Source organism: Idiomarina sp. UBA4206 (genome assembly GCF_002383015.1).
Lineage (GTDB): Bacteria > Pseudomonadota > Gammaproteobacteria > Enterobacterales > Alteromonadaceae > Idiomarina > Idiomarina abyssalis.
Genome location: NZ_DFTS01000075.1, coordinates 1 through 20,854, shown reverse-complemented (window position 1 = coordinate 20,854; position 20,854 = coordinate 1). Strand labels below are relative to the sequence as shown.

Genomic DNA, 20,854 nt, shown 5'->3' with positions numbered 1-20,854 from the left:
GAGTTATTCATGAACTACTTTAAACACGACTCTGCGATTGTAGACGACGGTGCTGAAATAGGTGAAAGCAGCCGAGTGTGGCACTTTGTGCATGTCTGTGGCGGTGCAAAAATAGGAAAAGGTGTTTCGCTAGGGCAGAATGTGTTTGTTGGTAATAAAGTAGAAATTGGTGACCACTGCAAAGTACAAAATAACGTGTCAGTTTACGACAACGTTTATTTAGACGAAGGGGTTTTTTGTGGACCTAGCATGGTTTTCACCAATGTTTACAACCCTCGTTCTCTTATAGAGCGTAAAAATGAATATAAAGACACCTATGTTAAAAAAGGCGCTTCATTAGGGGCAAATTGCACCATAGTTTGTGGTGTCACTATTGGTGAGTATGCCTTTATAGGTGCTGGAGCTGTGGTTAATAAAGATGTTCCTGCTTATGCGCTAATGGTTGGAGTACCAGCAAAGCAAATTGGCTGGATGAGTGAGTACGGAGAACAATTAGACTTGCCACTTTCCGGTAAAGGCTCCGTAAAATGCTCTCATACAGGTGCCACTTACACTTTAAAAGACAATACACTGACGAAAGGTTAGTAAAAAGTATGCAATTTATAGATTTAGCGGCTCAGCAAGCGCGAATAAAAGACAAAATTGATGCAGGAATGGCACGTGTTCTGGCTCACGGAAAATATATATTGGGGCCCGAAGTGCAGGAGCTAGAAGAAAAGCTTACAGCATATACAGGCGCAAAGTACTGCATAACAGTGGCAAATGGCACCGATGCGTTGCAAATTGCGCAAATGGCACTTGGAATTGGCCCTGGCGACGAGGTAATTACGCCTGGCTTTACATATATAGCAACGGCTGAGACGGTAGCCTTATTAGGAGCAAAGCCAGTCTATGTGGATATAGACCCCAAAACGTATAATATTGACCCAAGCTTAGTAGAAGCGGCTATTAGCGAAAAAACCAAGGCTATTATCCCAGTCTCTTTATATGGACAGCCTGCCGACTTCGACCGTATTAATGAAATTGCTAATAAATATAATATTCCTGTTATTGAAGATGCGGCTCAAAGCTTTGGTGCAACTTATAAAGGCAAGAAGTCGTGCAACTTGAGCACCATAGCTTGTACAAGTTTTTTCCCGAGCAAACCACTGGGTTGTTACGGGGATGGTGGTGCAATATTTACTAACGATGAAGAGTTAGCCGCCGTTATGCGTCAGATAGCTCGTCACGGACAGGATCGCCGTTACCATCATATTCGAGTTGGTGTAAATAGCCGTTTGGATACGTTACAAGCTGCCATTTTACTGCCTAAACTAGAAATACTCGATAACGAAATTGAACTGCGTAATACTGTTGCTGAGAATTACACGGAGCTTTTGAGTGAGGCAGGAGTTAATTCAACACCATTGGTAGAGCCTCACAACACATCGGCGTGGGCGCAATATACTATCCAAGTAGACAACAGAAGCGAAGTTCAGCAAAAGTTAAAGAGCGAAGGAATACCAACAGCAGTGCATTATCCCATTCCTTTGAATAAGCAGCCGGCAGTCGAAAACAAGTTATCGAATCTTAGTGTCGGTGACACTGTTGCTGAAAAAGTAATTAGCTTACCGATGCACCCCTATCTCAAAGAGTCTGAGGTAAAGAAGATAGTGGGTAGTGCAGTTGTATAACGAAATAAGTAAAACCGTTTTTATAGTGAACAGGAATTTAAATGATTAATCTTAAGAACAAAAAGATTTTTATTACTGGAGGCGCTGGCTTTATAGGGTCAACGCTTATCGGTAAACTAGTTGAAGAAAATGAGATAGTGGCATACGACAGTCTTGATAGGAACACCCTCAAAAATCAGAGCTTTGCCAATCATAAGAATTTGACGCTCGTCGAAGGTAACGTTTTAGATCGCGAACATTTAATAAAAGCGGCTAAAGGTTCAGAAATTTTTGTTCACGCAGCGGCTATAGCTGGTATAGATAATACAGTGAAAAGCCCAGTTCGCACGATGACTGTGAACATGATAGGCACTGCGAATGCATTAGAGGCTGCAAATTCGTCAGGAAGTTGTGAACGATTTCTTGAGTTCTCTACCTCTGAAGTGTTTGGTAGTAGGGCATACCGTGTAGAAGAAGTTGATTCTACGACTACTGGAGCGGTAGGCGAAGCTCGTTGGACATACGCAGTGAGTAAACTAGCTGGTGAACATTTGACACATGCTTATCATCGAGAGCATGGTTTGCCTACTGTCACATTTAGACCGTTTAATGTGTATGGCCCAGGTCAGCTGGGGGAAGGTGCTATCTCGATTATGATTCGAAAGGCACTTAAAAATGAGGATATCTACATTTTTGGCGACGGTTCACAGATAAGAGCTTGGTGCTATGTTGATGACATGGTTGATGCATTAATGCGGGCTTTGACGATGCCTAAGGCAGTTGGAGAGTCTTTTAATATAGGAAATGCACGAGCCGTAACAACAATTTTTGGATTAGCCGAAACGATATGTAGGGTGTTGAATTCAAAATCAAAAATCATATTCCGCGATGCCCTATCTGCGGATATTGAATTGCGAATTCCTAAGGTTGATAAGTCGCAGGAGCTTTTGGGCTTCAAAGCACAGATTGACCTCGAAGAAGGGTTAGTAAAAACAGCTGAGTGGATTGCCAGAAACATGGACGATTTGCCAGAAATGCCTGACATGTTTCTAAGAAAAGAATAATATGATCAAACTATCGCAACCTCAAATTCCGGAAGAAGCAATTTCTGATGTTGTTAGTATTCTGCGAAATGGGCAACTGGTTCATGGGGAATACTGCAATGAATTTGAAAAGGAGTTAGCTGATTACCTTGGTGTGAAACATACCTTATTAGTAAGTAGTGGTACAGCTGCGTTACATGTATCGCTTTTGGCGTTGGGTATCGGTCCCGGTGATGCGGTTATTGTGCCTGACTTTACTTTCACTGCAACAGCTAACGTTGTTGAAATGGCAGGAGCAAAAACGGTTATAGTAGATGTGGAAGAAACGTCTTATAATTTAGACCCTGTTAAGCTTGAAGAGAAAATAAAAAGTTGGAACGGTAGTGAGCAGCTTAAAGCAATTATGCCCGTTTTGGAGTTTGGGAACCCGACTAACTTAAAACGTTACAGAGAAATAGCTAACCATTATGGACTGCATTTGATTGAGGACGCAGCTTGTGCTTTAGGAGCAAGCGATGGTGAGCTTAAAGTTGGTTCTGTTGGGGAGTTAGGGTGTTTTTCTTTTCATCCCAGAAAAACACTCACAACCGGTGAAGGTGGAGCTATTACGACTAATGACTCAGCCCTATATGAACAGGCCTCACTTATTCGAAACCATGGTATGACGAAAACAGATAAAGGAGTTGAGTTTAAGAGAATAGGTCTGAACTATAGGCTAACAAATTTTCAAGCCGCAATAGGACGCCGTATCCTTCCTTCTTTAGATAAATGGATATCCACTCGTGGAGAGTTAGCAAGTTATTATACTGATAGCTTAAAACCTTTAGAGGCAGCAGGAATGCTGAAGCTACCAGAAATTCACGATGGTCATAGTTTACAAACATACATGATTGTACTGAATGAAAAATTCAATCGAGACGATGTGATTGTTGCTCTAAAAGAACGCGGAATCGAAGCAAACCTGGGTGCGCAGAGCATGACGACACTTGGTTTATTTTCAAAAGTGAATGCGCAGAGCTGTTCTGTAGGAAGTAACTTATATCGGAAGGGTTTAGCACTTCCCCTACATGAACACCTTGATTTTGATGATATTTCAAAGGTTGTTGCTTCGCTAATTTGTGAATTAAAGTAAGCTTTCAAGTGAAAATGTTAATTAGATGGTTTATTAAAGGCCTAAGACATAAACGCTTTAATCTAAAAGAAAAGCATTCACGGACTTTGCCGATTGGGGATTATTTATCTGACCGATGGGAAAAAGCCAGATTTTTGGGCTTCGAAGAGGGAGCGAGTATCTATGATTCGTCTTTGGTTTTCGGGGAAGTGTCTGTTGGAAAAAATACTTGGATAGGACCCTTCACCATTCTTGATGGGAGTGGTGGTGGATTAAGTATTGGGTCAAACTGTTCAATATCAGCGGGCGTTCAGATTTATACCCATGACACTGTAAAGCGCTCGATATCGGGGGGACGGGAACCAATAGAAACAGGTAAGACTTATATAGGCTCGGATTGTTATATTGGTCCTAATACCGTCATCCAGAAGGGAGTTACGATTGGGAATAATGTTATAGTTGGTGCAAACAGCTTGGTAAATACAGACATTCCATCTTGGTCTAAGGCACATGGAACTCCCTGTAAAGTAATTGGAAAGATTAACGAGTAAGTGCTTCTACATTACATTAACCTAAGTCGAACTAGTATCAGAAGAATTGCGCATAGCCGGTGTTATTCTAAGTTAAAGTTATGTCGGGCTGAGCGCCCTAAATATTCACTTGTAACCCTCCATGTTTTCGTCGATCTGTGTAAGTCAGTGTTTTTAGAGTAGAACTGGTGAAGATCACCCTTTTCGGCAGTCTTACTATCTATTAATGACCAATGAATATAAGTAAGTGGATCACTGGAATCGAAGAAATAGATCACTGCATCATTTAAAATTGATTTTTGCATGGCTGTAATACTTATTTGTATACAAAGATGAAATCGGCCTTCATTCCAAGTCGAGCATAGATTTTGCCAAGTTTCGATTATTTTAGAAAGCTTTTGGATTCTTCGTTTAAACGTTGATTTAGCTCGCGTTAATCTTCCATATTTGGGTTTTAATCCCCAGGAACTCTTATGAAAGTTCTCGTCTCTAGGCTCGGTAAAGAAAGGGATAAGTGTTTAGTTTGTAGTGTCAGACTAAACCCGAACACTCTTTTAAGTGGTAGTATTACCCTTAACGAAGAGGTGTTCAATGGCAAGAAGACAACGTCGATCATTTAGTCCTGAGTTCAGATATGAGGCCGCTAATTTAGTAGTTGAACAAGGCTACAGCTATGCGGAAGCAAGCCGGGCTGTTGATGTACATGAAAATACGATTAGAAATTGGGTTCAATAGCTAGAAAGTGAACAAAGCGGTCAAACTCCTAAGTCCAGAGCGATGACTGCGGAGCAGCAACGAATACAGGAGCTTGACGCTCGTGTAAATCGGTTAGAGCGGGAAAAATCGATTCTAAAAATACCCCGAGGGCACGACGAGGCTACCGCTCTCTTAATGTCCGTCGACCTGAAATCTACGCGCTGATAGAGCGGTTGAGGGAGCATGAAACGACTGAGTTGGTCTGCTCAGCGATGGGTGTAGGTGTTAGCAGCTTTTATGAGCGTCGAAAACGACGTCAACAAATAGAAACTAAGCGGCGACTGCTGCGGGCTCGTATAAAACGCTTATTCATAAAGTCCCGAAACTTGGCGGAGTACCCCGACTCCCGTCGATATGTTTAAACACGAAGACGTCGTCATGGGACGCTTTAAAGTTGCAGTTTGATGAAAGAGCAAGGCTTAACGAGTAAGCAGCCAGGCCCTCACGCCTATAGGGTTGCTAGACCGAATATCCCGAATAAACTCAACCGTGAGTTTGATGTAGAAGCTTCGAATAGAGTCTGGTGTGGTGATATAACCTATATCTGGACTGGCTCGGGCTGGCATTATGCTGCCGTCGTTATTGACCTGTTTACCTGTCGGGTTATTGGCTAGTCGATGTCGCCTCGCCCTGATGTCGAGCTTGCTACACGTGCGCTGGATATGGCTTATGAAATGCGCGGTAAACCCGAGGGTGTGATGTTCCATAGTGATCAAGGCACTCAATATGGAGCGCGAAAATTCAGGCAAGGGTTATGGCGTTACCAGATAACTAAAAGCATGAGTCGACGCGGGAACTGTTGGGACAATAGTCCAATGGAGCTAGTATTTAGAAGTTTAAAGTCTGAGTGGATGCCGGCAACTGGTTATTGTTCAGCAATTGAAGCAAAACGAGATGTCAGTTACTTCCTTATGAACTATTACAACTGGGAACGACCGCATCAATTTAATGATGGTATACCACCGGCTAAAGCAGAGAAATTAGCTAAAAAGGTGTCCGGGTTTTGTTGACCACTACAATTATTAATTTGCGTTGGGGCTTAATGTTGGGGCGAAAAGTAAGATTAGTAACATGTTAGTAACTAATCCCCCTTTGCAGTATGACTTTATACGAGCATTGTAATTTTAGAATGAATTAAAAAATTATTTTTATTAAGAGTGGAAATTTATGTCTCCCAGTCAAAGTAAAAGTCCATTCTATTTTAAGTAGTTGTATTCTATTAGAAGTATAGAAATAGGATTAAGGTAATTATTAGTATGAAAAGTATTATTAAAATCGGTATTAGCATAATTCAAAAAATAATTGTTTATATTGGATTTTTCTTTAATAGCTTTTTCAATAATAAGAAAGATCAACTTTGGGTTGTAGCCGGGGTGGAAGTTGCGTCTATGCTTAAAACCATGAGTGACTCGATTCCAAATTCTGTTTCTGTAAACTTCGGCGAAAATAGATTTTACGACTTTACTTACACTTACTCTTTTGGTTGCCAACCTTTCAAATTTATGTTGTCTTTAATACATAGACCATGGTTGCTAGGAAAGTTGACAACTCAGCGATCAAACTTTTTATATATAGGAGGTGCTGGGTTTCTCCATTTTCCTGAAGATGGGAGGGACTGGGAATTTCGTTTTTTAAAGTCTCATGGAGTGAAGTTAGTGTGTTATTTTACTGGAAGTGAAATTCGTTCATTCGATTTACTTAATCAGTATTCTCAAGAGAACGAAATAGATGTTATAACGACTTATCAAGCGTATGCTTCACCAGGAATTGACTCAAAAAAAAATGAACAATACAGAAGGTTGCTTGGAGTATCAGCTGATAAGTATGCAGATTTTATTTTCAACCCACCTATAGATCAAATGGCTTACATTAGTAGACCAACACTCCCATACTTTTACTTTGTAAAGCGTGAGTACTTTAAGCAAAACATAGAAAAGTTTAATGACTTGAGTAAAGTGATAATAGTACATGGACCTTCTTCTCCTTTGATTAAAGGAACACCAATAGTTAGAGCCGCCATAAAAAAGCTTAAAGAAGAAGGGTATAACTTTGAGTATAGGGAACTAATTGGTATACCTCATAAAGAAATGTTAAGAAGTTTGAGTGAGGCACATATTGTTTTAAACCAGTTTTATGCGTTTGTTCCTGGAGTGCTTACTATGGAAGCTTTAGCAAATTACTGTGCTGTCTTGACTTCTGCAGATCCGGAAATTGAGACTTCTCTACCTAGAAATTGTAAAAATGCCTGGAAAGTCACTCCATATTGGAAAGTATACGAAAACCTTAAATCAATGTTGGATGATCCAGTCATGATTAAAAATTACGCTGATGCTGGTTACGAGTGGGCTCTTGAAAACTGTGAGGAGGGTAAGGCCTTGGAAAGCTTTTTAAAAATCATTCAATCACCGTTGTAATGATCAAGTCTTTCTTTAAAAGTTCGATTTTTTATATTTTTTCGACTCTATTGACTAAAGGAGTCGGCTTTTTACTGTTACCTATTTACACGGGGTATCTTAGCGTTGCGGAGTACGGAACATTAGATTATTTACTAATTATTGGGACGTTTTTAGCGGTAGTTTTACCGCTAGAAGTTAGTCAAGGGCTGCATAGGTTTTTACCTGAGAAAATTGACGATCCAGGCGTTATAACTAGCTATTACTCGACGGGGTTTTGGTTTACAACCTCAGTGTATATTGTTTTCTCTGTCTTTTGCTCAGTTTTCTCCAAGTCATTATCTGACTTAGTTCTGGGAACCTCTGAAACGTACCTTTTAATTATAATCGCAAGCTGGATGTATACTTGTAATTCCTTAGTATACTTAGCCACCTCGTTATTGAGGTCAAAACTGAATCCTTTTAAATCCACATTACTTTCTATACTGTCAGCATTAACTACGGCGTTAGTTGCTAGTTATGCGCTAATAATTCTTGACTTGGGTGTGGAAGGAGTATTGGGCGCGATGCTTATTGGAAGTTTGATAAGCGTATTGTTGTCTATATGCCTCACTTATCGAAACTTAGCAATAACTTTTGATATGAGAAAATTAAAAGTATTGTTGAAGTTTTCTTTGCCACTGGTTCCGTCCTCTATTTCCGTGATCGCCGCGATGTATGTTGATAGATTAGTTATCAAAGATATCTTAACGTTGGACGACCTAGGTCAATACGCTTTTGCTAGTCGGATCGCTATGGTAGCGTCACTTGTAATGGTTGGATTTCAACAAGCTCTTAGCCCTTTAATTTACCGTTCTTATAGACGGAAGGAAACAGCATTTGACATCGCTAAGCTATTTTGGTTTTTTATTGCCGTATCAATAGTCGCGACTTTAGGTTTATTTCTAAGTAGGTTTTATTTACTGGATATTTTAGGTAATGATGATTACAAAGAAGCAGCTGCTCTTATAACGCCACTCTGTATATCTGTATTAGTTTCATCTTGTTACCTTTTCTTTCCTGGATTGTCGATAGCCAAAAAGAGTAATTTGATAGCGATAATAACTGTTTTAGGAGCGTTAATGAACTTAGGTTTAAATTATTTTCTTATACAAGAAATTGGATTAATCGGAGCCGCATATTCTAGTGTTTTCTCAGCAGCTGTTACCGCATTAACTTATGCAATAATATCTAACAGGTATTATAGAGTTCCTATTTTTAAAGTTCGAGTATTTTAAACCTTCTATGAAAAATAGTAAATTAGAATAATCTTTTCAATACGTTTAAGTTAGGCCTTTAATATCTGAGTTATTCATCTAACTTAATAAGTTAATTGCTCAGTTAGTTCTTGCTGATTAGTGGTTTATGCTTGTTTTTATAATAACTATTATTAACTTTTCGCAATATTGAAGAAATTAGGGTTTAAGAATAATTGCATTACTTCTAAATGCTAAATATTAAGATCTTCACCAACTGATAACTAAAATTTTAGAATAAAAATTATATTAGAGAATATTTGGCTATGATATTGGTGAAATGGAAAATTGCTTTATTATTTAAGGTCTTATAGTAATTTTCATTTATATAAAAGAATCCAATTCAGTATAGTCTTAAGGAAAGCTATGTTAAAAATACTAACTATCATAGGCGCTAGACCTCAATTCATCAAAGCTAGTGTTGTGTCTAAGATTATAATGGAAACTGAAAAAATATCTGAAGTTATCGTCCATACAGGACAACACTTTGATAAGAATATGAGTGAAGTTTTTTTCGATCAGCTTTGTATTCCTCGCCCAAACTATGGATTAGATATTAATGGACGAAGTCATGGTGACATGACCGGTCAAATGTTAATAGATATTGAAAAAGTCTTACTGCAAGAAAAACCGGACCGTGTAATGGTATATGGGGATACCAATTCAACTTTGGCGGGAGCTTTGGCAGCCGCTAAACTGCATATTCCTGTGGTTCATGTCGAAGCAGGTTTGCGGAGTTTCAATATGAAGATGCCAGAGGAAATAAACCGCGTTGTAACTGATCGTATGAGTGATATCTTGTTTTGCCCTACCCAAACTGCGGTTAATAATTTAGATAATGAAGGCTACCCTTTTGTAGTGACTAGCGGCGGAAGACAGCGAATAGAGAAAGTAGGTGATGTTATGCAAGACTGCGCTGAATTATTTGCTACTCGAGCCCATGCGCCGGAATCGTTTAAGATAGATGGCGAATTTATTTTAGCGACCATTCATAGGGCAGAGAACACTGATTATCCTGAACGCTTAAAAAAAATCTTTTCCGCCTTAAATGAAGTTGCGAATACTACACCTGTGGTACTACCTATTCATCCACGTACCCGAGCCAGTATTAGCGAACTAAATTTGGATACAAGAAAGCTCACTTTGATTGACCCTGTCGGGTACTTAGAAATGCTTTGGTTACTTAAACATTGTGGCTTGGTAGTTACGGATAGTGGAGGTTTGCAAAAAGAAGCGTTTTTTATGGGCAAAGCCTGCGTAACGGTGCGCGAACAAAGTGAGTGGGTAGAGTTAATTGAGGTTGGAGCCAATGAATTAGTAGGTGTCGATAAGATAGAAATTTTAAATTCAATAAGTAAAAACATGAATCGTATAGTGAGTGACAAAAAATCTCTTTTTGGCGGTGGGACGGCAGCTAAAAGAATAGTTCAAACTTTATTGACGTAAGGAAGCGGGGGAGTGAGTAAGTTATTAATAGTCGGTTTACCATTTTTTCCACATAAATATCAGTATCTAGTTGATTCATATCTAGATATTGGTATAGATGTCAGAGTTCTATTAAACTCTGACTTTGATTCAGAATATAAAGAAAATAGTGAAAAATTTATAACTTATGCTGGAAAAAGTAAGCTCAAAAGAATGGTTAATTATATTAGTATAGTTAGTAGGTTTAAACCTAAGAACATTGATTGCTATGACTACTCCATTCTTTCTATATTTTATATTTTTGTGGCGAAATTGTTAGGAATAAGAACTAGGTATTGGTTGATCGGCTGGGAGTTAGTTGGGGATTATCAAAATACAAACCAATCTATTCTATTTAATAATGCTATCGTATTCTTTAAAAAGCATTTATCTCGTCTTTGTTTATATCTATCTGACGTAGTCTATGCGAAAGAACACCACCATATTAAAAGTATTGAAAGTATTAATAGGAAATTATTAAGAAAAACAATTTTAATATATAATTGTGTTCCTGTGGAGAAGCATAACCCTAGATTTTTAGAAAGACTTTCTAACAAAAGAGACTTTTTATATGCAAATGCTGTGATAGCGAAAAGGAATGTTATTGATTTACTTAAGGACTTTGAACAACTAAAAGAGAAAGGAATAAACTTTACTTCATCGATCTATGGGTTTAATTCTATTGAGAATAATGCTTATTCAAAAAGGGGGGAGCATTACTCTAGAAAGGCCCTAGAATACTATTATAAAGCTCATCTAGAAGATATGGTAGATGTCCATGGTTTTGTTCGTAATATTAAAGAGGTTATGGTCAAGTATAAGTTTTTTTTGTTGCCAGCAGATATAGTTTTAGCTAACTATGCACTATTAGAAGCAATGTCGATTGGCTTAGTTCCGATTGTATACCCAGGTGATGGTTATGAAGAAATTGTTCAAGACGGAGTAAATGGAATAGTCGCAAAAAATCGGGATATGCTGACAGCTTTAGAGCGCGCTTTAAAGTTGAGTGATGACGAATATACTATGTTTTCTAATAATGCTCATAAAACAATAAGGAATAAATTTTCTATTGAATTATGGAAAGAAAAGTTGGCGAAAAATATTAAATAGGTAGAGAGTAGCAATGAGAATTTTAGTCGTGTTTGGAACTCGACCAGAGGCTATAAAAATGTCCCCTTTGGTAAAATGTTTGGCAGAAGATGATTTTTTTGATTCTAGAGTTTGTGTAACTGGCCAACACCGTGAAATGCTTGACCAAGTTCTAGAGCTTTTTGAGATCGTACCTGACTATGATCTCAATTTGATGAGGTCAGATCAAGATTTATATGATGTAACGGTCGGTGTGTTATCCGGTTTGCGCGATATATTGAAAGAATTCCAGCCGGATCTAGTTCTTGTTCATGGCGATACCGCCACAACTTTTTCTGCTTCCCTTGCCGCATTTTATCAGCAAATTCCTGTGGGTCACATTGAGGCAGGTCTGCGTACTGGGAATTTATATTCTCCTTGGCCAGAAGAAGCTAATCGCGTACTTACAAGTCGTCTAGCATCTTTACATTTTGCTCCGACGGAACGTAATCGTAATGCGTTGTTAAATGAGAATATTGATAAAAGAAATGTCGTAGTGACTGGTAATACAGTAATAGATGCTTTGCATTGGGTAGTGAATAAAATCAACACATCTGAGACCTTGCAAACTAATATTGAACGCAACTTAACTAGTGCAGGTCTCGATATTTCAACCATTAATAATCCTTACGTACTTATTACTGGTCATAGAAGAGAAAATTTTGGAGAGGGTTTCGAAAGTATTTGTACTGCTATCCGTGATTTAGCTATTGCTAATCCTAAGGTCCACTTTGTTTACCCAGTGCATTTGAATCCGCATGTTCAAGAACCTGTGCGTCGTTTGTTGGGGGCAGAAGAAAATGTTCATCTAATTAGCCCTTTAGGCTATGAACCTTTCGTATATTTAATGCAGCACGCGTACTTAATACTTACTGACAGCGGTGGTGTGCAAGAGGAAGCTCCTAGTCTTGGAAAGCCTGTACTGGTAATGCGGAACACTACTGAGCGACCAGAGGCCGTAGAGGCCGGTACCGTGTTGTTATTGGGTGCAGAGAAAAACGCTGTGTGTGATGCGGTACAAACGCTACTGGATGATAGGATTCTTTATGAGTCAATGGCGCATGCACATAATCCTTACGGGGACGGAAAAGCATGTCAGCGTATACTCAGCTTTTTGAAATTGAGAAACTAAGAAACTGATAAATGTTTCCATACATATTATTAACCAGTGGGTTATGCTTTCTAACCTTGTTTGACAAAACAAAATACCAACGCACCTTTTTTATTTTTGTATCCTTGATTATGATTCTATTCTCCGGTCTTAGAATAGGGGGGACTGGGCTTGGTGATTATGATGCTTATTTAAGATTGTATAGTTTAGTAGAGACGTTTGATGAGGTCATAAATCCTAAAATCCATGCCGAAATTGGATTCCGCCTATTATCTTTTGTCGGTAATGAATTAGGTTTCGAAGGGCAATTTGCTATATTTTGGATGGCTTTAATAGCTTTTTCTTTGGTTGCACAAATAATCTATAAGGAATCGCCTTACCCTTTGTTTTCATTACTTATACTTCTTCCATTTTTCTTTTCATTTAACATGCAGACATCTAGGGCATCTGTTGCAGCCGGGTTTGGCTTATATTTTATATTTAAGTTTCTTAAAGGAAACTATAAAACTGCGTTACTGTTTTTTATCCTCGCCATTTCTTTTCATTATTCGGCGCTGGTTCTAGTTCTAGTTTTGTTAGTTAAGGTTCCTTTTCTAATTCTTTTTTTTATGTCTACGTTCGGAGCTGTTTTTGTAAAGATTTTAGACCCATTTTCAATACTAATAAAAATTTCTAATTTGATAGGAATGAACAGAATATCAGATTTCATCTTGATATATGTAAACTCTCCTGATTATGGTTACCCCATGAAAATTTATGATCCAAGGATTCTTTTGGGGTTAGGTGTTATGTTTTTGATTTTTAGAGCCCGAAAAAAGCTAGCAAGCATATATGACATTAGACTTTTTAAAATCTATGTTATAGGTTTAATGATATTGCTTTGCTTTTCTAATAACACGGCGATTGCTCTTAGAACTAGTTACTACTTCTTGCTCGTTAGTGTAGTTGCAATTCCAATTATGGCGGAAGCGTATAACAAATCAGATTATCGTGCAACAGGTATAAAAAGAACCAATTCACTTAGTTTTATACTGGTTTACTGCTTGTATTCTTTTGCATTGATAGGAGATTTTCAACCTTATAAATTTGTTTTTTAGGTTTGATATGAAAAAAGTGTTACTGATTGATACAACATTTCCGATAAATACTAGGACTTCTAGATTTAGGAGTACTTTGAGTAAAAGGTACTCTACTTCAGTCTGCGCGTGGGCAAGAGGTCTCAGTTTAAAAGAAAACTCAGAAGACCTTTATTTGTATGAAAGTAGTGTTGGCTTTGGGAATAAATTCAAAAAGTTAATGTTGCTTCCTTTTTTTTTGTTTTTTACAATGAAGACCTTTGTTAAAGTGAAACCCCATATTATTTTTGCTAGTCACTGGGATTCTCTTATATGTGCGGTTTTTATAAAAGTTCTCCTGGGTTGGCGAACCAAGATAGTCTACGATTGTCTAGATATGCCAACGTCATCAAGCTATTCCATTAGAGTTCTACAAAGAGCTATCGAGAGGGTTAATATAAAATTTGTGACATTAACTATATTTGCTTCAAGGCATTTTAAACCATTATATTCGTCTAAAGTAGATTCATATATATATGAGAATTATCCTTCAAAAATAATTCTTCATGGTGGCTCAAGCGATGCCCCTAATTGGTTTTCTGGTTATGATGTTGCTGAGATAAAAAAGAGAAAAAGTGTTTCTTGGATTGGTGTGGTTAGGTATTTTTATGTTATCGAAAATATTTTAAAGGCTATCGAAGGAACTGATATATTTTTTTATGTTTTTGGCGATGGCCCTGATCTTGATAAAGTTAAGAGAGCGGTGTCGGATTTAGGTATTTCAAAACAGGTTCTTTTTTTTGGGCGGTATAAAGCAGAAGACTTGGGTTTTATATATAACGTAGCTGATATTGTTTGGGCAGCGTATCCGACCTCAGACTTTAATGCTATTTATGCAATATCAAATAAATACTTTGAATGCTCATATTTTAGTAAACGCCCTGTCTTCTCAAAAAATACTAAGATGGCAGAAAGCCTTAAGGGTAATGGAAGTGTAATACTGGTTAATGAGAATTCCGTTCCAGACATTAGGTCTAAGCTAGTAAGCTCATATTTTAATGAAAGAGAAAGTTTCAATAAATATGAAACTAATAGAACTTGGGAAGATGAGGAAAGCTACTTTTTAGAAGTGCTGAGCTCAAAGTTATGACTGATTTGGTTACTATAGTCACCCCCATATATAACAGTTCTCAATTTTTGGGAAAATCTATTCAATCTGTTCTTTCCCAAACTTACGAAAACTGGGAAATGATTATCGTGGATGACTGCTCGCAAGATAACTCCTTAGCAATTGCGGAAAATTATGCAGCAGTAGATCAGCGTATTAGAGCCTTTAAATTGCCAAAGAACTCTGGCGCCGCAGCAGCTAGAAATGCCGCTATAAAAGTAGCAAGGGGCCGCTTTATTGCATTCTTGGATAGTGATGATTTATGGGCTCCTAAAAAGTTGGAGAAACAAATTAATTTTATGCTTAAGCACAGCGTAGCCCTCTCTTTTAGTGCTTATGAGAAAATAAATGAGCATGGTGCTATTTTTGAATTAATGGGGGTGCCTGAAAAAGTAAGCTACAAGGAGCTATTGAAAACTTGTGTAATTGGCTGTTTAACAGCTGTTTATGATACAAATGCATTAGGCAAAATTTATATGCCGACAAATACTAAGCGCGAAGACTTTGCAACTTGGCTCGGCATTTTGAAAAAAGTGGATTTCGCATTTTCTTTAGCTGAGCCGTTAGCCCAGTATCGGGTTTATTGTAATCAATCTTCTGGTAAAAAAGTTAGCATGGCTAAAGAAAATTGGCGGCTTTATCGTGAGCAAGAACAGCTTGATTTGTTTCAAGCAAGTTATTATTTTAGTCACTATGCTGTTAGAGGCGTTTTGCGGACAATGTTTCCTCGGTTAGCTAGGGCTTTAGGAATATTGCGGTAATATATCGTTAACTTGGAAGTTAGCAAAGTAGCAAAGATGTATGTTCATGTTCTGTTACCAGTTTGGGAACAGAACTCTCCGGAAACCCACTATAAAGCCGGTATCGGCCGCATTCAGCACTTCATCATCATTTCCTCTTCCTATGAGCAAAGTAGAAGCCGTAAGTGCATTTAGAAACCGATCAAATAACTACATAGCGGGCCTCAGATCAAGTAGTGCAGTATTTTAAAGATAAAGGGTAAGTACTATGTGCGGAATTGTAGGAGCAACCTCTGAGCGCCATGTTGGCGAGATTTTATTAGAGGGCTTAAGACGCCTTGAGTACAGAGGCTATGACTCAGCCGGGATGGCAGTCATTGATAAAAGCGAACAGCTTAAAAGCACACGACGTACCGGAAAAGTACAAGCCTTAACTGATGCCATTGAAACTGAGTCAATGGATGGGACGCTGGGTATTGCTCATACCCGCTGGGCAACACATGGTGGCGTCACTGAAGCCAATGCGCATCCGCATGTATCGAATAATGACATTGCTGTTGTTCATAACGGTATTATTGAAAACCACGAGTCGCTGCGAGAGCAGCTAAAGACCCTGGGCTATGTGTTTAACAGCCAAACTGACACCGAAGTGATAGCTCACTTAATTCAGCATGAGCGCCAAACCCAACCAAGCTTAGTTGATGCTGTAAAAGCGGCAACACGCCAACTTGAGGGCGCTTATGGCACGGTGGTTATCGATAAAAATGACCCAGAGCGGTTAGTGGTAGCGCGCTCAGGCAGCCCGTTAGTAATTGGCGTGGGCATTGGTGAGAACTTTGTAGCCTCTGACCAACTGGCGCTGTTGCCCGTAACCCGAAAGTTTATCTACTTAGAAGAAGGGGATGTTGCCGATATTACGCGTACCTCTATCGATATTTTTGATAAAAGCGGTCACGCAGTAGAGCGCAACGTTGTTGAATCAGACAGTCAGTACGATGCGGGTGGTAAAGGCGACTACCGCCACTTTATGCTGAAAGAAATTTACGAGCAGCCGATTGCCGTCCGAAACACGCTGGAAGGACGAGTGTCGGACTCGACGGTGCTCGATAATGCCTTTGGCCAAGACGCTCATGCGTTATTAAAAGAGATTGAGCACGTTAAAATTATTGCCTGCGGCACGAGCTACCATGCGGGTATGGTCGCAAGCTATTGGCTTGAGTCATTAGCTTATGTGTCTTGTAGCGTCGAAATTGCGTCCGAATTTCGGTACCGACAATCTCATGTAAAACCCAGCACACTGCTAGTCACTATTTCACAAAGTGGTGAAACAGCCGACACATTGGCAGCGTTGCGGTTATCGAAAGAGCTTGGCTATAAAGGCAGCTTGACCATCTGTAATGTCGAAACATCGTCTCTGGTTCGCGAATCGGACTTGGCGTTTATGACACGAGCCGGTACAGAAATTGGCGTGGCATCCACAAAAGCGTTTACCACCCAGTTAACCGGACTGCTCATGCTGACCGTTGCCATTGGTAAATACCGTGGTATGTCGAGCGAGCAACAAAAGAGCTTGGTTCACTCGTTGCAAACACTGCCCGCTAAACTTGAAGAAGCGGTGTCACTTGCGGACGATATTGAGCAGTTGGCGTATGAGTTTACCCATAAAGAGCACAGCATTTTCTTAGGGCGTGGCAATCAATACCCGATTGCCATGGAAGGTGCGCTAAAGCTGAAGGAAATTTCATACATTCATGCAGAAGCTTACGCCTCTGGTGAGCTAAAGCACGGTCCTTTGGCGCTTATCGACGATGAGATGCCGGTGATTGTGATTGCGCCCGACAATGAGCTTCTTGAAAAGCTTAAGTCGAACGTGGAAGAGGTCCGGGCCCGTGGTGGTGTGATGTATGTCTTTGCTGATAAAAACGCACAGTTTAAGACCGATGAGACGATGAATGTATTAAGCGTTGGTCATTGTGACGATGTTATAGCCCCTATCGTGTATACCGTCCCGCTGCAGTTGCTATCGTACTATGTTGCGCTGGTAAAAGGGACGGATGTTGACCAGCCCCGTAACCTCGCCAAGTCGGTCACGGTGGAATAGTTTTCCCAACACAGTTCTTTTTAACGGCGGCGCTTACCGCTTCTTTGATGGCCATAGCCTGCTCATTATTGAAGAAAAAGTCGAGCAGCAGTGGGGCGACTGATGTCGCCCTATGTAAAACTAAGCTTGAGCAAGCAACCGTTCATACTCGGCGTCTAAGCGTTCGTTCGCTGCATCGATATCAAGTGAGCCCTGATGCCAAAATGCAATAGCCTCCTTTAAACCGACATTGGCAAAGCGCATCCAGGCTATTGCGTTCGACCGGAGCAAGAAGTTCAGTAAGCTTCCACCCGAGCGTATCCCGGCATCGGCTGCATCTGCCAATACCAAAGTTCCATGCGATATTAAGAGCATACGGCGTAACTCAGGAATGCTCCCTGAGGGTATGCATTCAGACCAAGACTTCTCGTGATAAAAACGCTGCTTAACAGACCAACAAAGGCGAGTCATCACTTCGGTCAGTAGTACAGGAATTGCCATTGCTACACCATGACGGAAGTCGTAGCCTTGCTCGAAGGCTTTAACGCAAATCGTAGCAAAGCTCTGCTTATGCTCACCGAACTCGCCAACATCAATAAATTGAAGTAACGAAAAGAAGGGTATGGGAATGCCACTTCCTCTCCCTTTCGCGCCCGAAGACCCCGCGGCATCCGAGAATAGATGTCCCAGCCAATTACAAAAACCGGCGAATATTTTTGCGGTAACGGTATGACCTTCCAGCTCATAACTTTCTGAATTGATTGTAATAACCTGACCATTATCGTAGAAGGACGTTGTACTGGTAAACTGGTTATAAATAGAGAAAATAAGCCCGACTAAATCAGGAGAGTGTCCGAGACTTCTAATGTGATGATTTTTAGTGCTTAAGTTTTTTACCTGGCCATCTGTACCGACTTTAAGATTTGGGCTGTTACTCGATGTTTGGTCATAATTGATTTTGTATTTTCTCTCCAGAAAACCGATAGCGGATTTGGTTTCGTCTGAGCCTTCCCGAGCACCTTTCCACCCATTAAGCTTTGCAAATCTCTCTACGCACTTATCAACGGCTTTATCGGCTTTGTCACTTAAAGCCGTCTCTCCCGGAGCGCCGACAAATACAATGTCAATAAGCCCACCAATTGCTCCACATCCTGCGGCTAATAAATAATCGTATTTGTCACAGTTAGGGGGCTGAAAAGTTAACTCTTCGTCAATGCGCTTTTCGATTTCGATATGTTGACGCGGCGACATAATGTGTTTAAACGGATCTTCCGTTAGGTCAATGTCGTTACGCTCAGCATAGCCCTCGACTTTTTCCATAAATGCAGACCAGTCGCCGTTGTCCTCAACGTTGAAGGTATCGATAGTGTCGATGTTGGGCTCGGGAGTATTGTGCTCTAACTCAGAGTCAAAAACATCCAACATCTGCTCAGTCGCCTCTGACTGTTGCTCTGCCGAGAGCTCTGACTGGGTTAACTCTTCAAACTCTGACATGAGTGCATCAAGCTCGTCCATGTTGCTTAATGCATTTTGTTTTAGCTGCTTGGTACCAGCTTCAACCTCACCAAGCTTACGCTGAGTAGCGAGTTGCTGATGTTGTTGGACCCGTAGTGCGTTCCCAGTGTCTTTGTGCTTAGCCATTATGAAAAAACACCCTTCAGAGCTTGCTTAGCGGCATTTGAACCACTATGGTATTCGATGGTCTCGAAAATCTTGCCGAGTTTCTCCATTTCCTCGTCCGAGTCTGATGGCTGTAGTTTCATAACGACTCGCTTGCTTTCTTTGCCGTTTTTATCCGTTTCAGTAATCTCTTCTTCTGCATAAAATGCGAGCACCATGTCACGATACTTTTGTGTCGCTGGTTGGTCGGTGCAGGCTTCTAAGCGTTTAACATCAAGCACTTCTGGAGATTTTAGACGTTGTTTATTGGCTTCGGCTTGCATATTTTGCTGACTGATATTTTTCATGCTTTTAACGTGCTGCTGCATCATCGTTTTAAGCTTGTTGATGACCGTATTTTGTTGCCCTTGCGTTTGCATTGCGTCATTGAGTTGAGCCACGATGCTGTTCACGTCTTCGATGATCATGTGCATGGTTTTTTGACCCTGACGAATGACGTCTTGCAACATCTGACCTTTCCCCTGAACTAACACCATCTTATCGATGAAATTTCAGTTTTAAGCTACCTGTTTTGCAAACTCCACAGGCGGTAAATAATTTAACGAGCTATGCGGGCGTTCGTAATTGTAATGACGCTGCCACTGCTCTATTTCATACCTCGCTTCGTCGAGCGTTCTAAACCAGTTCTGATCAAGACATTCATTCCTAAACTTACCATTCAAACTCTCAACAAAAGCGTTCTGTGTTGGTTTTCCTGGCTGAATAAAACTCAACCTTACATCGTTGCTTTTGCTCCAGAAAAACATAGCTTTACTGGTAAATTCGGTGCCATTATCGCAGACAATATGCTCTGGCTTGCTGCGCTCGTCGATAAGCTGAGACAAAAAGCGCGATACTTGCTGTCCTGAAATCGATACTGAGACAAGTTGCCCAACCATTTCCCGGCTAAAGTCATCGACAACGTTCAATACTCTGAAACGTCGGCCACTTGCCAACTGGTCAGACACAAAGTCCATCGACCATCGCTCATTAACACGCTGCGGTGCGTCCATAACGACACGCGGTCGTGTCAGCTTTTTACGTTTCTTGGTCCGAACCTGAAGCCCTTGTTCGGTATAAAGGCGATAGGTTCGCTTCTTATTCTTTACAAGCCCCTCGCGCTTAAGCAACCCGTGCAGCAGTAAATAGCCATACCGTGGATATTCCACGGCAAGCTCCTTTAGGCGAGTCGTTACCCGCTCGTCATCTCGTTGCTTTGGCTTATATCGGTACGCTGTTCGGCTCAGCCCAACCAACTTGCACGCAAGGCGTTCGCTTAGCTTATACGCAGAGATTAAGTGCTCTACGACACGCTTCTTGTTGGCGGGCTTCACCACTTTTTTGAGACGACGTCCTTTAAGGCTTCTGTCTCAAGCATTTTCTCCGCCAGTAGCTTTTTAAGCTTGCTATTCTCAGACTCAAGCTCTTTTAAACGCTTGGCCTCATTCACTTCCATTCCGGCGTATTTACTACGCCAGTTATAAAATGTGCCGCTGGAAATGCCCATGCGACGACAAATTTCGTCAACTTTTGCACCGGCCTCATGCTCTTTGATGGCCTTGATGATTTGCTCTTCGCTGTAACGTTTTTTCATATCGAGATCTCCACTTGACCCATTTTAATGGAAATCTCATCGATGTCATGGTCCTATTTTTGGGGGAGAGGTCAC

17 protein-coding genes and 1 pseudogene are annotated in these 20,854 nt (G+C 40.3%); 15 read left to right on the top strand and 3 right to left on the bottom strand.

What is annotated here, in order from left to right; genetic code table 11:
• Positions 1-9: 9 nt before the first annotated feature.
• From B3180_RS15255 to glmS, 15 genes and pseudogenes are all read left to right on the top strand, one after another.
• Positions 10-585: an acyltransferase gene (locus B3180_RS15255; protein WP_278358231.1), complete on the top strand. Its 576-nt coding sequence runs from the start codon at positions 10-12 to the stop codon at positions 583-585.
• Positions 586-593: 8 nt separating this feature from the next.
• A complete protein-coding gene (locus B3180_RS15250; RefSeq protein WP_278358230.1) occupies positions 594-1,673 on the top strand; it encodes a DegT/DnrJ/EryC1/StrS family aminotransferase in 1,080 nt (359 codons plus the stop codon).
• Positions 1,674-1,714: 41 nt separating this feature from the next.
• On the top strand, positions 1,715-2,716 hold the full coding sequence (locus B3180_RS15245; protein WP_278358229.1) for an NAD-dependent epimerase/dehydratase family protein: 1,002 nt from the start codon (positions 1,715-1,717) through the stop codon (positions 2,714-2,716).
• Position 2,717: 1 nt separating this feature from the next.
• Complete coding sequence (locus tag B3180_RS15240; protein ID WP_278358228.1) at positions 2,718-3,827, top strand: DegT/DnrJ/EryC1/StrS family aminotransferase; 1,110 nt, start codon at positions 2,718-2,720, stop codon at positions 3,825-3,827.
• Positions 3,828-3,841: 14 nt separating this feature from the next.
• Positions 3,842-4,357: an acyltransferase gene (locus tag B3180_RS15235; RefSeq protein ID WP_278358286.1), complete on the top strand. Its 516-nt coding sequence runs from the start codon at positions 3,842-3,844 to the stop codon at positions 4,355-4,357.
• Positions 4,358-4,927: 570 nt separating this feature from the next.
• Positions 4,928-6,102: pseudogene (locus B3180_RS15230) on the top strand (IS3 family transposase).
• Positions 6,103-6,348: 246 nt separating this feature from the next.
• Positions 6,349-7,506 (top strand): hypothetical protein, encoded by a 1,158-nt coding sequence (locus tag B3180_RS15225; protein WP_278358227.1) that lies wholly within the window; start codon positions 6,349-6,351, stop codon positions 7,504-7,506.
• On the top strand, positions 7,506-8,762 hold the full coding sequence (locus B3180_RS15220; RefSeq protein WP_278358226.1) for an oligosaccharide flippase family protein: 1,257 nt from the start codon (positions 7,506-7,508) through the stop codon (positions 8,760-8,762). The genes B3180_RS15225 and B3180_RS15220 overlap by 1 nt, the downstream gene beginning before the upstream one ends.
• A 384-nt stretch (positions 8,763-9,146) precedes the next feature.
• The gene (gene wecB, locus B3180_RS15215) at positions 9,147-10,226 is read left to right on the top strand and encodes a non-hydrolyzing UDP-N-acetylglucosamine 2-epimerase (RefSeq protein WP_278358225.1); all 1,080 of its coding nucleotides are present in this window, start codon (positions 9,147-9,149) and stop codon (positions 10,224-10,226) included.
• A gap of 12 nt (positions 10,227-10,238) precedes the next feature.
• A complete protein-coding gene (locus B3180_RS15210; protein ID WP_278358224.1) occupies positions 10,239-11,354 on the top strand; it encodes a glycosyltransferase in 1,116 nt (371 codons plus the stop codon).
• 13 nt (positions 11,355-11,367) lie between these two features.
• Positions 11,368-12,504: a non-hydrolyzing UDP-N-acetylglucosamine 2-epimerase gene (gene wecB / locus B3180_RS15205; RefSeq protein ID WP_278358223.1), complete on the top strand. Its 1,137-nt coding sequence runs from the start codon at positions 11,368-11,370 to the stop codon at positions 12,502-12,504.
• A gap of 11 nt (positions 12,505-12,515) precedes the next feature.
• A complete protein-coding gene (locus tag B3180_RS15200) occupies positions 12,516-13,580 on the top strand; it encodes an EpsG family protein (RefSeq protein ID WP_278358222.1) in 1,065 nt (354 codons plus the stop codon).
• Positions 13,581-13,587: 7 nt separating this feature from the next.
• On the top strand, positions 13,588-14,688 hold the full coding sequence (locus B3180_RS15195) for a hypothetical protein (RefSeq protein ID WP_286845347.1): 1,101 nt from the start codon (positions 13,588-13,590) through the stop codon (positions 14,686-14,688).
• Positions 14,685-15,467, top strand: a complete 783-nt coding sequence (locus tag B3180_RS15190) for a glycosyltransferase family 2 protein (RefSeq protein WP_278358220.1) — start codon at positions 14,685-14,687, stop codon at positions 15,465-15,467. The genes B3180_RS15195 and B3180_RS15190 overlap by 4 nt, the downstream gene beginning before the upstream one ends.
• A gap of 247 nt (positions 15,468-15,714) precedes the next feature.
• A complete protein-coding gene (gene glmS, locus B3180_RS15185; RefSeq protein ID WP_286845345.1) occupies positions 15,715-17,547 on the top strand; it encodes a glutamine--fructose-6-phosphate transaminase (isomerizing) in 1,833 nt (610 codons plus the stop codon).
• 120 nt (positions 17,548-17,667) lie between these two features.
• Here the strand turns inward: glmS and B3180_RS15180 are convergent, their stop codons facing one another.
• The 3 genes from B3180_RS15180 to B3180_RS15170 all read right to left on the bottom strand — a co-directional run bounded on the left by B3180_RS15180 (position 17,668) and on the right by B3180_RS15170 (position 20,779).
• On the bottom strand, positions 17,668-19,167 hold the full coding sequence (locus B3180_RS15180; RefSeq protein WP_278358218.1) for a hypothetical protein: 1,500 nt from the start codon (positions 19,165-19,167) through the stop codon (positions 17,668-17,670).
• A complete protein-coding gene (locus B3180_RS15175; RefSeq protein WP_286845342.1) occupies positions 19,167-19,613 on the bottom strand; it encodes a hypothetical protein in 447 nt (148 codons plus the stop codon). The genes B3180_RS15180 and B3180_RS15175 overlap by 1 nt, the downstream gene beginning before the upstream one ends.
• 90 nt (positions 19,614-19,703) lie before the next feature.
• Positions 19,704-20,779, bottom strand: a protein-coding gene (locus tag B3180_RS15170; RefSeq protein ID WP_286845340.1) for an IS3-like element ISIba1 family transposase whose coding sequence is annotated in 2 segments (ribosomal slippage) — positions 19,704-20,530 and positions 20,530-20,779 — 1,077 coding nt in all. Because the reading frame shifts where the segments join, the coding sequence is not laid out codon by codon here.
• Between the last annotated feature and the right edge of the window lie 75 nt (positions 20,780-20,854).